This is a genomic window from Leifsonia sp. McL0618, assembly GCF_049994905.1.
In the GTDB taxonomy this organism is placed as follows: domain Bacteria; phylum Actinomycetota; class Actinomycetes; order Actinomycetales; family Microbacteriaceae; genus Diaminobutyricibacter.
The window spans coordinates 1,286,976-1,299,474 of record NZ_CP188258.1 but is presented as its reverse complement, the minus strand read 5'-3'; the positions used below and the strand labels follow the sequence as shown (position 1 = coordinate 1,299,474).

Here is a 12,499-nt window from a genome sequence, read left to right as displayed (position 1 = left end):
TGACCTCCCCGTCCGGTTGTGGTGCGGTACTACGGCTGCTTCGGCGACGAGGGCGAGGTGACCTTGATCGAGCCGTCGATGATGCCGGCCTTGATCTTGTCGAGCTCACCCTGGAGGCTCGGGTCGACCTTCGACTCGAAGTTGTGGAACGGAGCGAGGCCGACGCCGTTGTTCTTCAGGGTTCCGACGTACGGCGTGTTGGTGAACTTGCCACCGGCTGCGTCCTTGACGACTGCTGCCGTCGCGCTGTTCAGGCCCTTCATGACCGAGGTGAGGAGCAGGTCCTTCACGCTCGGGTCGGAGACGAACACGTCGGTGTCGACACCCATGAGAGCAATGCTCTTGCCGGAGTCGCGGATCGCCTGCGCTGCGCTCTGGTAGATCGGTCCGCCGACCGGCATCAGCACGTCGACACCCTGGTCGATGATGCCCTGCGCGGTCTGCTTGGCGACGTCGTTCGCGGCGAAGCCACCGGTGAAGGAGCCCTTCTGCGAGGCGACGTCCCAGCCGACGACCTTGACGTTCTTGCTCTTCTGGTCGTTGTAGTACTTCACGCCGTCAGCGAAGCCGTCCATGAAGATGGTGACGGTCGGGAACTGCATGCCGCCGAAGGTGCCGACGGAGCCGGCCTTCGAGTAGCTCGCCGCCGCGTAGCCGCCGAGGAACGCGGCCTGGGCGGTGTCGAAGATGATCGGGCGCACGTTGGGCAGGTTGATCTCGTTGTCGTCGACCGTGGCGAACTTGATGTCCGGGTTGGCCTTGGCGGCCTTCTCGGTCGCATCCTTCAGGTTGAAGCCGACCGAGATGATCAGGCTGCAGTTCTGGTCGACCATGCTCTGGATGTTCGGGGCGTAGTCGTTCGCGGTCTTCGACTCGGCCTTCTTGTAGCTGATGCCGAGGTCCTTGGCCGCGCTGGTGAGGCCTTCGTAGCTGGACTGGTTGAACGAGTGGTCGTCGAAGCCGCCGTTGTCCGAGACCATGCAGGGCAGGAAGTTGCTCGCCACTGTGGCGGTCGTCTTGCTGGTGGATGGCGCGGACGCGCACCCGGCGAGCAGCGCAAGGGCGCCGATCGCCGCAAGACCGGCGAGGCCGGCCTTTCGGGCTGTGATTGTCAAGATGTCCTCCAAGGAATGCCGGCCTGCGGGTGCGACCGTTGTATTTCACGTTACCGAATGTTACGAATGCTCAAAGAATCGAACACAGGTTCTTGACGTAAGCGTTACAAATACTTGCCTACCTGTGTGCTGCTCATCTGAGCACGGCGTGCACCCTCTTGTGGGGCGGAATCAGAGGACGTCGCTCGACCCGGAGAGCTTCAGCGCGTCGACCACGGCCTTCACCCGCTGGGCGTGCTCGCTCGTGGTCACCAGCAGCGCATCCGGGGTGTCGACGACGACGATGTCCTTGACCCCGATCAGGCTGATCACACGCTTGGTCTGGCTCACCACGATGCCGCTCGACGCGTCGGAGAGAACGCGCGCGTTCTCTCCGAGGATCGCGAGGTCGGATTTGCGCCCGCCGGAGTTCAGCTTCGCGAGCGAGGCGAAGTCACCGATGTCATCCCAGTCGAAGTACCCGGGAACGACCGCCAGGCGCCCGGCCGCGGCAGCGGGCTCGGCGACGGCGTAGTCGATCGCGATCTTCTTGAGGTTGGGCCAGATGCGGTCGACGGCCGGCCCTCGGGTCGCCGGGTCGTCCCACGCCGCGGCGAGCTCGAGCAGACCGGCGAGCAGTTCCGGCTCGGAGCGCCCGATCTCTTCGAGAAGGCGGTCGGCCCGGCTGATGAACATGCTCGCGTTCCAGAGGTAGCCGCCGGTGGAGAGGTAGCGCTGGGCCGTCGCGAGATCCGGCTTCTCTTTGAACGAGTCGACGGCCATGACCCCGGGCGCCCCGTCGATCTCGATGGCCCCACCGCAGTGGATGTAGCCGAACCCGATGGCAGGCTCGCTCGGCTGGATGCCGACCAGGGCGATGTAGCCGGCGTCGGCGACCGCAACGGCCTGGGTCACCGCCTGGCGGAAGAGCGGCTGGTTGGTGATCACGTGGTCTGCAGCGAACGAACCGATGATCACGCCGGGCTCGCGCCGTTCGAGGATGGCCGCCGCAAGCCCGATCGCCGCCGTCGAATCCCTCGGCTCACTCTCGAGCACGACGTTGTGATCGGCGAGGGCGGGCAGCTGCGCCTCGACCGCCGCGCGGTGGGCGCGACCGGTGACGACCATGATGCGCTGCTCGCCCGACACCGGAACGAGCCGGTCCCAGGTGTCGCGCAGGATCGTCTGGCCGGAACCCGTGAGGTCGTGGAGGAACTTCGGAGCATCGGCGCGCGAGAGCGGCCAGAGTCGCGAGCCGATTCCGCCGGCCGGAATGACACTGTAGAACCGATCCAACGGAGTGTTTCTGGTAACCATCTGGTCAGGATACTGTCCACTTACCCGGCGCCCACGGTTCACTGCCCATTCACGAGGGCGCAACACCCCGTGGTTAGCGTCGCATTATGCGCGTCGCGGTCATCAGCGAGAGTTTCCTCCCCACCGTCAACGGAGTGACGAACAGCGTGTGCAAGGTGCTCGACCACCTCGCGGCGACCGGGCACGAGGCGATCGTGATCTGCCCGGATGGCGGCGCGCCCCGCGAATACGCCGGCTTCACCGTGCACACCGTGCCCGCACTCGCCTACCGCCAGTTTCCCGTCGGCCTTCCGAACCCGCACGTGCAGCGCATCCTCGCCCGCTTCGCACCGGACGTGCTCCACGCCGCGTCTCCCTTCCTTCTCGGTGCGCAGGGCATTGCGGCCGCCAACCGGCTCGGCGTCCCGTCGGTCGCGGTCTTCCAGACCGACGTCGCCGGATACACCAGGCGCCACGGCGTGGGGCTCGCCTCATCCATCGCGTGGCGTTTCGTGCGCTGGGTGCACGAGGGCGCGGACCTCACCCTGGTGCCGTCCTCCGCTTCGCAGGCGGACCTGGAGGGAGCCGGGATCGACCGGCTGGCGCGCTGGGGACGCGGAGTGGATCTCGTTCGCTACCACCCGAACAACCGCTTCGCTCCGGCGACCCGGGCACTGAGGGAACGCCTCTCCCCCGATGGCGAGGTGGTCATCGGCTATGTCGGGCGGATCGCCGCCGAGAAGCAGGTCGAGCGCCTGGAGAGCCTCCGGGGCATCCCGGGCATCCACGTCGCGATCGTCGGCGACGGACCACACGTCCCCGTCGTGCAGAAGCAGCTGCGCGGGATGCCCGTGACCATGCTCGGGCGCCTCGGCGGCCAGGAGCTGGCGGCGGCATACGCGAGCTTCGACATCTTCGTGCACACCGGAACGGAGGAGACGTTCGGCCAGACCGTGCAGGAGGCCCACGCGAGCGGCCTCCCGGTGGTCGCCCCGCGTGCCGGCGGACCTATCGACCTCGTCGGGCACGGCGTCGACGGCTACCTCTTCTCCCCCGCTGACGACCGCGACCTGCGTTCCTCGGTCGGCGCACTGGTAGCGGATGCTCCCCTCCGCCGGCGCATGGGCGAAGCGGGCAGGCGCGGCGTCCTCGGTCGCACCTGGGAGACCATCTGCGACGAACTGATCGGGCACTACGAGCGGGTCATTCTCGACCGTGTTCTGGCCGTGGAGGAGCCGGGCGTCTCTGCCGCCCCGACGCCGGTCTGACCTGTTGGGTTCAGCTCCAGCGCGTGGGTCTATGGTTGGTGTGCCCAATCGACCACCTGGAGGTGACCCATGGCCCACAACACGACCAGACGAGGCATTCCGATGCCGTCGTTCGTGCAGCGAGCTCGACGGGTGGACCCTCCCTCGAATCCGGTCGAAGAGGCGACCCCGGAGACGACGCAGCGGCGCCGGAGCATGGTCGACAGCGCCATCTACTCGAAGGGCAAGCGCGTCGCATCGCCGAAGTCGCTGGCCGAGACGTACCAGGCCCTCGACGCCACCCCGGGAGGTGTCGCCTGGATCGGGCTCTACCGGCCGACCGAGCAGGAGCTCCTCTCGCTCGCCGACGAGTTCGGGCTCCACGAACTGGCGGTGGAGGATGCGATCATCGCCCACCAGCGCCCCAAGCTCGAGCGATACGACGATGTGCTCTTCGTCGTCCTGAAGGCGGCAAGCTACCTCGATGTTCCTGAAGAGGTCGACTTCGGCGAGCTCCACGTGTTCGTCGGGCCCAACTTCGTGATCACGGTCCGGCACAGCGAGTCGCCCGACCTGTCGCATGTGCGCCACCGCATGGAGAGCGAACCGGAACTGCTCGGGCTCGGCACCCAGGCCATCCTGTACGCCATCATCGACGCAGTGGTCGACGGGTACAGCCCGGTCGTCGCCGGTCTCGCCAATGACATCGATGAGATCGAGACGCAGGTGTTCGGCGGGGATGCCCTGGTCTCCCGGCGCATCTACGAGCTGTCGCGCGAGGTCATCGACTTCCAGCGCGCGACGCATCCGCTCACCACGGTGATGATCGCGCTCGAGCACGGTTCGGCGAAATACGCGGTCACCCAGGAACTGCAGCGCGGCCTGCGCGACGTCTCCGACCACCTCATCCAGGTCAACGAGCGTGTCGACGGATTCCGGCAGCTCCTCCGGGACATCCTGACGGTCAATTCCACCCTGGTGGCCGAGCGCCAGAACGAGGAGATGACCCGTCTCGCCCATTCGAGCCATCGACAGGGCGAAGAGGTCAAGAAGGTCTCGTCATGGGCTGCGATCCTGTTCGCTCCGACGCTGATCGCCGGCGTCTACGGCATGAACTTCGACAACATGCCCGAGCTGCACTGGCCGCTCGGCTATCCGCTTGCGATCCTCGCGATGGTGACGCTGAGCGTCAGCCTCTACTGGATCTTCAAACGACGCAACTGGATGTAGACGACCTAACTGTCTCGACATCGAGATAGTTAGGTCGGCCTAAGCAACGTGGCACGTGAACGCGTCATAGACTGATGGGGCGCGTTCTGCGCTTCTTCCGGTTCTCCACGCGGACAACCGTGATCACAACCAGGGAGGGTTGTTCGTGTCGAATCAAGCGGCAGGAACCCTGCAGCCGAAGAAGACTCGGCCCGGGGGCACGCTGTATCGGGGCCGCGAGGGAATGTGGTCGTGGGTGCTGCACCGCATCACAGGTGTAGCGATCTTCTTCTTCCTTCTGGTGCACGTTCTCGACACCTCGCTCATTCGTGTGAGCCCCGAGGCATACAACGCCGTGATCGGCACATACAAGAACCCGATCGTCGGCCTGGGTGAGATCGCCCTGGTCGGTGCCATCGTGTTCCACGCCTTCAACGGCCTGCGCATCATCCTCATCGACTTCTGGAGCAAGGGCGTCAAGTACCAGAAGCTCATGTTCTGGATCGTCATCGTCATCTGGGTCGTGCTGATGGCCGGCTTCCTGCCGGTGCAGCTTGTGCACATCTTCTCGGGGGGCAACTGATCATGACGACCATCGATGCACCTCGCACCCCTTCCCGACCGGCCCGGAGGGGCGGCGTCAACTGGGAGAAATGGGGCTGGATCTACATGCGGGCCTCCGGCCTCGTGCTGATCATCCTCATCTTCGGCCACCTGCTCATCAACCTCGTGCTCGGCCAGGGCGTGAGGCAGATCGACTTCGCCTTCATCGGGGGCAAGTACGCGACGCCGTTCTGGCAGGTCTGGGATCTTCTGATGCTGTGGCTGGCGCTCATCCACGGCGGCAACGGGATGCGGACCCTCGTGAACGACTACGCGTACAACCGCGTCGTGAACCGCGTCCTGAAGTGGGCGATCCTCGCCGCCGTCGTCATCCTGGTCGTTCTCGGAACCCTCGTGATCTTCACGTTCGACCCGTGCCCCGCCGGAGCTCCCGCCGACCTCGTCGCGTCCTTCTGCCCGGTGCACTAAGCCGGCCAGGCCCACCGCCAGCCACCCAGCCCACCGACATACGGAAAAGCAGTGACAACTGAAACGACCGAATCGACCGTCATCGACGGCGTCCACTACCACGAGTTCGACATCGTCATCGTCGGCGCAGGAGGCGCGGGAATGCGCGCCGCGATCGAAGCGGGCCCGCATGCTCGCACGGCGGTGATCTCGAAGCTGTACCCCACCCGCTCGCACACCGGTGCGGCTCAGGGCGGCATGGCCGCGGCACTCGCGAACGTCGAGGAAGACAGCTGGGAGTGGCACACCTTCGACACCGTCAAGGGCGGCGACTACCTGGTCGACCAGGACGCAGCGGAGATCCTCGCCAAGGAGGCCATCGACGCGGTCATCGACCTCGAGAACATGGGTCTGCCGTTCAACCGCACCCCTGAGGGCAAGATCGACCAGCGGCGGTTCGGCGGTCACACCCGTGACCACGGCAAGGCACCGGTCCGGCGCGCGTGCTACGCGGCCGACCGCACCGGCCACATGATCCTGCAGACGCTCTTCCAGAACTGCGTGCGGCTCGGCATCAACTTCTTCAACGAGTTCTACGTGCTCGACGTCATCATGAACGAGGTCGATGGCCCAGATGGGACGAGCACGCAGCAGCCTGCGGGCGTCGTCGCCTACGAGCTCGCATCCGGCGAACTGCACGTCTTCCACTCGAAGGCGATCATCTTCGCGACCGGCGGTTTCGGCAAGATCTACAAGACGACGTCGAACGCACACACCCTGACCGGTGACGGCGTCGGCATCATCTGGCGCAAGGGCCTGCCGCTGGAGGACATGGAGTTCTTCCAGTTCCATCCGACCGGTCTCGCCGGCCTCGGCATCCTGCTCACCGAAGGCGCACGCGGTGAGGGCGCGATCCTCCGCAACGCGAGCGGCGAGCGTTTCATGGAACGCTACGCACCGACCATCAAAGACCTCGCGCCGCGTGACATCGTCGCCCGGTGCATGGTGCAGGAGGTCGCGGAGGGCCGCGGCGCCGGCCCGCACAAAGACTACGTTCTGCTCGACTGCACCCACCTGGGCGCCGAAGTGCTGGAGACGAAGCTCCCCGACATCACCGAGTTCGCGCGCACCTACCTCGGCGTCGACCCCGTGGTCGAGCCGGTACCCGTGATGCCGACAGCGCACTACGCGATGGGCGGCATCCCGACGAACAACAACGCCGAGGTCCTGCGCGACAACACCACCGTCGTGCCCGGCCTGTACGCCGCGGGCGAGTGCGCCTGCGTCTCCGTGCACGGCTCCAACCGGCTCGGCACGAACTCGCTCCTCGACATCAACGTCTTCGGCAAGCGTGCCGGCAACAACGCCGTCGAGTACGTCACATCGGGTGCGATCGCGGTCCCGCTTCCCGAAGACCCGGCACGCGCGGTCCGCGACCTGATCGATGGGCTCCGCTCCGGCACCGGCACCGAGCGCATCGCTGCGATCCGCAAAGAGCTGCAAGACGAGATGGACAAGAACGCCCAGGTGTTCCGCACCGACGAGTCGCTCGAGAAGGTGACCGGCACCATCCACCGCCTGCGCGAGCGTTACCGCAACATCGTCGTCCAGGACAAGGGCAAGCGCTACAACACCGACCTTCTGGAGGCCGTCGAGCTGGGCTTCCTGCTCGACCTCGCCGAAGTCGTCGTCTACTCGGCGCGCAACCGCCAGGAAAGCCGCGGCGGGCACATGCGCGACGACTTCCCGAAGCGCGATGACGACAAGTACATGAAGCACACGATGGCCTACCTGTCGGGCGACCCGCACTCGTCCGATGCCGCCGACCACATCCGGCTCGACTGGAAACCGGTCGTCGTCACGCGTTACCAGCCGATGGAGAGGAAGTACTGATGTCGACAGCCGTACTGGAGACCCCGCCGGCACCCGAGGCTCCGATCCAGTCCTTCACCGTCACCCTGATCATCCGTCGGTTCGACCCCGACGTGGACACCGAGCCGCGCTGGCAGGACTTCGACGTCGAGATGTACCCGACGGACCGCATCCTCGACGCCCTCCACAAGATCAAGTGGGAGCAGGACGGCTCGCTGACGTTCCGTCGCTCGTGCGCGCACGGGATCTGCGGGTCGGATGCGATGCGCATCAACGGACGCAACCGCCTCGCCTGCAAGACGCTGATCAAAGACCTCGACATCTCGAAGCCGATCTACGTCGAGGCGATCAAGGGGCTTCCGCTCGAGAAGGACCTCATCGTCGACATGGAGCCGTTCTTCGCCTCCTACCGCGAGGTCCAGCCGTTCCTGATCGCGAACTCCACTCCCCCTGAGGGCAAGGAACGCATCCAGTCCGTCACCGACCGCGCGATCTTCGACGACACCACCAAGTGCATCCTGTGCGCCGCGTGCACCTCGTCGTGCCCCGTCTTCTGGACCGACGGCCAGTACTTCGGCCCCGCTGCGATCGTGAACGCCCACCGGTTCATCTTCGATTCGCGCGATGACGCGTCGCAGGTGCGCCTCGACATCCTCAACGACAAAGAGGGCGTGTGGCGCTGCCGCACGACGTTCAACTGCACGGATGCGTGCCCGCGCGGCATCCAGGTCACCCAGGCGATCCAAGAGGTCAAGCAGGCCATCATGCGCGGAAAGCGGTAGAAACGGTCCGGTGGACCGTTTCTCCCGCTTTCGTGGAGAGTGCGCGCAGCGTCGGCCCGGAGCGGTAAGCGCCGGCCAGCAGCGCTGGGACGAACAGCGCTGGGACGAACTCAGTGCGGCGAGCTCACTGCAGCGGCGGCGGCCGCCGAGACGACGCTCCGCGCGTCCGCGCCGCTCGTCGCATTGATCGCGAGCGCCGCCAGTTCCCGCGCCTGGGCGAACGTGTGACGCAGAAGTTCGGCGCGCACGTCCGCAAGCGCGGCCGCCGTCATCGAGAGGTCGGTCGCCCCCAGGCCCACAAGGACGACGGCGAGCATCGGGTCGGCCGCTGCCTCACCGCAGATCCCGACCGTCTTGCCCGCGGCAGCCCCCGCGTCGCCGATGGACTTGATCATGCGGAGCACGGCAGGATGCCACGGGTCCTGGTATGACGCGACGGTGCCGAGCAGGCGATCCGCCGCCATGGTGTACTGCGTGAGATCGTTCGTTCCGACGCTGACGAAGTCGGTGCGCTCGGCGATCTGGTCGGCGAGCACGGCGGCAGCCGGAACCTCGGCAGTGATGCCGACGGTCTTCAGCCCGAACTCGCGGGCGAGGGAGACGAAATACTCGGTCTCACCGACATCGGCGACCATCGGGGCCATCACCCACAGGTCGGCATCGGACCGGGCAGCGGCCTCGGCGAGCGCCTGCAGTTGATCCCGCAGCACGGGCTCTGCGTCGCGGAGCGCCCGGATGCCACGACGCCCCAGGGCCGGATTCTCCTCGTGCGCCTCCGGCAGGAATGCGAGCGGCTTGTCCGCTCCGGCGTCGAGCACCCTGACGACGACCTTCTTTCCGGGAAACGCCCCGAGGAGAGCCAGATACTGCTCGCGCTGCTCGTCGACACCCGGCGCCTCCTCCGATCCGAGGAACAGGAATTCTGTGCGGAACAGTCCCACCCCTTCCGCTCCGAGCTCGACGGCTGCGGCAGCCTCATCCGGCGAGCCCAGGTTCGCGAGAAGGGACACCGGCGTACCGTCTGCCAAGGCACCGGGGGTCAGCGGTGCCACTTCTGCATGCTTCGCGCGTCGTTCCTCCACGTCGGCGATCGCCTGCTCGCTCGGATTCACGACGACGCTGCCGGTCGACGCGTCGACGATGACGGTCTCGCCGTCGCCGAGCTCGTCGGCACCGATCGCCCCGACGACGGCGACGATTCCTTTGGCCCGCGCGAGGATCGCCGTATGCGAGGTGGGCCCGCCGTCGCGGGTGACGAGCGCGAGCACCTTGTCGAGGTCGAGCAGCGCAGTGTCTGCCGGCGACAGGTCGCCGGCCACGAGAACGAACGGGGTGTCCGAAACCGGGATACCGGGCAGCGCCACACCCTTGAGGCGCGCGACGACGCGCTGCGAAACATCTTTCAGGTCGGCGCCCCGGCCCGCCATGTATCCGCCCATCGACTCGAGAACGTACTGGTAGCTCCGGAATGCCTCGAAAACGGCGCGCTCCGCGGTCTTGCCGCCGCTGATCCGTTCCTCGATGTCTTCGAGCACGGCGGGATCCTGCGCCATCAGGGCCTGCGCTTCCAGGACATCCTTCGCATCGCCTCCGGCGCGTGCGCCGAGAACGTTCAGATCCGTCGTCGTCGCGGTCAGCGCCGCGGATGCCCGCTCGAGCTCGACGAGCGGCTCGAACTCCGAGGTGACGTCTTCCGGCTCGGGAAGCGGTTCGGGCATCCTCAGCACCGGACCGACCGCGATACCCCGACCCACCCCGATGCCTGTGACCTGCATGATCTGGCCTCCCATCCCAACCAGCCTAGGCCGACCGCAGCGGCATCCGCCACGGCACCTCAGAAGAGGACGAACTGATGCGGCGGGGCGCTACCGTCGGTCGCTAGGCTGGCGCCGTGGCCGACAAGAAGACGACGAATGCGCCGCCCGCGCCGCCACGGGCGCGCTCGCGGGCGGACGACGTCAAGGTACGCCTCCGCGAAAGCGAGGAACAGGTCAAGCAGACCTTCGAGAACGTGGCCGTCCCGGTCAAGGCCCGGCTCGAGAAGCCGGTCGCCCAGGTCTCCCGCGCGACCCGTTGGGTCAAAGCCTTCAAGCCGTACCGGGTCTACATCAATTTCTCGCACAGCGACGGCAACCTCCGCGCCGCCGGGATGGGCTTCCAGGCGCTCTTCGCGATCTTCGCCGCGATCTGGGTCGGCTTCTCGGTCGCGGGCATCTGGCTCGTCGGAAACGAGGAGCTGCTCCAGGCGATCGCCGAGATCATCAACCGCGCGATCCCTGGGCTGATCGGGCCCGACGGTGTGATCAAGCCCGAAGACCTGACCTCGACGACGACGACGTTCGGGTGGACAGGCGTGATCGCCGCGATCAGCCTGCTCTGGACCGCGATCAGCTGGCTGTACTACACGCGACAGGCCGTGCGTGCGATCTTCGGGTTGTCCAGGGACACGACCAATTACGTGCTGCAGAAGGTCAGGGATCTCGGGCTCGCCGTCGCGTTCGGATTCGTGCTCGTCCTGTCGGGTGTCCTGATGATCGTCTCCACCGAAGCGGCCACGTTCCTCCTCGGGCTGCTCCGCCTCGACCCCTCCTTCTGGTCGTCGGCGATCACCCAGTTCACCGGCATCGTGATCTCGCTGTTGCTCAACATCGTCGTCCTCGGCACGATGTTCCGCGTGCTCTCGCGTGTGTCGATCCCCTGGCGCAACCTCTTCTCCGGTTCGCTGCTGGGCGCTGCGGCCCTCGCAGGCCTGAGCTTCCTCGGAGGCCTGCTCCTGGGGACAGCCAACAAGAATCCCCTCCTGGCGACGTTCGCGGTCTTCGTCGGTCTCCTCATCTGGTTCAACCTGACCTCGCGGGTCATGCTCCTGTCGGGCTCCTGGATCGCGGTCGGGATGTTCGACAGGGGCATCTCCCCGCGCATCGTCACCCCGGAACAACGCGCTGCAGAAGAAGCTGCGCAGGAGCGCCAGGCGCGTTCCATCGTCGCTCATGCCGAGCTGGACGAGGCGCGCAACGAGCTCGCCCGGGCGAAGTGGTGGCAGCGCCTTGCGGCACAGCGCAAGGTCGAGAAGGCCGAGAGGGTGCTCAACGACGTGCTCGACGAGGGCGTCGGGGGTTCTCACTAAACTGGCTGCATGCCTTCGTCCCGCCCTGCCACACCTCTGCGCATCGCCACGATCAACACGAACGGCATCCGGGCCGCGTACCGCAAAGGCATGGGCGCGTGGCTCGACAGCAGAGACATCGACATCCTCGCGATCCAGGAAGTGCGTGCAACGACCGAAGACGTTCAGCAACTGCTCGGCGAGGAGTGGGACGTGCTGCATGACCCCGCGTCGGCGAAGGGACGCGCGGGTGTGGCCATCGCCAGCCGCTCGAAGGCCAGCATCCACCGGGTCGTCCTCGGCCCCGACGATTTCGACAGCGCCGGCCGCTGGCTCGAAGCCGACTACGAGGTCGACGGCACGATCGTCACCGTGGTCAGCGCCTATGTGCATTCCGGCGAGGCCGGCTCTCCCAAGCAGGACGAGAAGTTCCGGTTCCTCGACGCGATGGCGGAACGCCTTCCCGAACTGCAGCGGCACAGCGAGTATGCCGTCGTCATGGGCGACCTGAACGTCGGGCACCGCTCCCTCGACATCCGCAACTGGAAAGGCAATGTGAAGCGTGCCGGCTTCCTGCCGGAAGAGCGTGCCTACTTCGACCGCATCGTCGGCGCCGAGGGCGACGACGACTACAACGCTGGCGGCGGCCTCGGCTGGGTCGACGTCGGCCGCAAATGCGCGGGTGAAATCGACGGGCCATATACCTGGTGGACGTGGCGGGGCCAGGCCTTCGACAACGACACCGGCTGGCGCATCGACTACCAGCTGGCAACGCCGGCTTTGGCCGCGACGGTCGTCGGCTGCTCGGTCGATCGCGCCGCCTCCTATGACGAACGATGGTCCGACCACACTCCCGTCGTCGTCGATTACGCCATCTGAAAA

11 protein-coding genes are annotated in these 12,499 nt (G+C 66.4%); 8 read left to right on the top strand and 3 right to left on the bottom strand.

Annotated elements, in window-relative coordinates:
- Window positions 1-29 precede the first annotated feature (29 nt).
- Together ACPPVQ_RS06235 and ACPPVQ_RS06230 are read right to left on the bottom strand one after the other, a co-directional pair.
- Entirely contained in the window at window positions 30-1,115 is a 1,086-nt protein-coding gene (locus tag ACPPVQ_RS06235) for a BMP family lipoprotein (protein ID WP_426519713.1), read from the bottom strand.
- 171 nt (window positions 1,116-1,286) lie between these two features.
- The gene (locus ACPPVQ_RS06230; protein WP_426519711.1) at window positions 1,287-2,411 is read right to left on the bottom strand and encodes a mannose-1-phosphate guanylyltransferase; all 1,125 of its coding nucleotides are present in this window, start codon (window positions 2,409-2,411) and stop codon (window positions 1,287-1,289) included.
- Window positions 2,412-2,497: 86 nt separating this feature from the next.
- On the opposite strand from ACPPVQ_RS06230, the gene ACPPVQ_RS06225 reads away from it, so the two are divergent.
- From ACPPVQ_RS06225 to ACPPVQ_RS06200, 6 genes are all read left to right on the top strand, one after another.
- On the top strand, window positions 2,498-3,658 hold the full coding sequence (locus ACPPVQ_RS06225) for a glycosyltransferase family 4 protein (protein ID WP_426519709.1): 1,161 nt from the start codon (window positions 2,498-2,500) through the stop codon (window positions 3,656-3,658).
- A gap of 69 nt (window positions 3,659-3,727) precedes the next feature.
- Window positions 3,728-4,867: a magnesium and cobalt transport protein CorA gene (locus ACPPVQ_RS06220; protein WP_426519707.1), complete on the top strand. Its 1,140-nt coding sequence runs from the start codon at window positions 3,728-3,730 to the stop codon at window positions 4,865-4,867.
- Window positions 4,868-5,012: 145 nt separating this feature from the next.
- Window positions 5,013-5,429 (top strand): succinate dehydrogenase, cytochrome b556 subunit, encoded by a 417-nt coding sequence (gene sdhC, locus ACPPVQ_RS06215; protein WP_426519705.1) that lies wholly within the window; start codon window positions 5,013-5,015, stop codon window positions 5,427-5,429.
- A gap of 2 nt (window positions 5,430-5,431) precedes the next feature.
- Window positions 5,432-5,878 (top strand): succinate dehydrogenase hydrophobic membrane anchor subunit, encoded by a 447-nt coding sequence (locus tag ACPPVQ_RS06210; protein WP_426519703.1) that lies wholly within the window; start codon window positions 5,432-5,434, stop codon window positions 5,876-5,878.
- 51 nt (window positions 5,879-5,929) lie between these two features.
- Window positions 5,930-7,750: a succinate dehydrogenase flavoprotein subunit gene (gene sdhA, locus ACPPVQ_RS06205; protein WP_426519701.1), complete on the top strand. Its 1,821-nt coding sequence runs from the start codon at window positions 5,930-5,932 to the stop codon at window positions 7,748-7,750.
- Window positions 7,750-8,511, top strand: coding sequence for a succinate dehydrogenase iron-sulfur subunit (locus ACPPVQ_RS06200; RefSeq protein WP_426519699.1), 762 nt, complete (start codon window positions 7,750-7,752; stop codon window positions 8,509-8,511). Before sdhA ends, ACPPVQ_RS06200 begins: the two co-directional genes overlap by 1 nt.
- 110 nt (window positions 8,512-8,621) lie before the next feature.
- Here the strand turns inward: ACPPVQ_RS06200 and ptsP are convergent, their stop codons facing one another.
- The gene (ptsP, locus tag ACPPVQ_RS06195; RefSeq protein ID WP_426519697.1) at window positions 8,622-10,301 is read right to left on the bottom strand and encodes a phosphoenolpyruvate--protein phosphotransferase; all 1,680 of its coding nucleotides are present in this window, start codon (window positions 10,299-10,301) and stop codon (window positions 8,622-8,624) included.
- A 101-nt stretch (window positions 10,302-10,402) separates the two neighbouring features.
- On the opposite strand from ptsP, the gene ACPPVQ_RS06190 reads away from it, so the two are divergent.
- A complete protein-coding gene (locus tag ACPPVQ_RS06190) occupies window positions 10,403-11,638 on the top strand; it encodes a YihY/virulence factor BrkB family protein (protein ID WP_426519695.1) in 1,236 nt (411 codons plus the stop codon).
- A gap of 9 nt (window positions 11,639-11,647) precedes the next feature.
- The gene (locus tag ACPPVQ_RS06185; protein WP_426519693.1) at window positions 11,648-12,496 is read left to right on the top strand and encodes an exodeoxyribonuclease III; all 849 of its coding nucleotides are present in this window, start codon (window positions 11,648-11,650) and stop codon (window positions 12,494-12,496) included.
- Window positions 12,497-12,499: the final 3 nt, after the last annotated feature.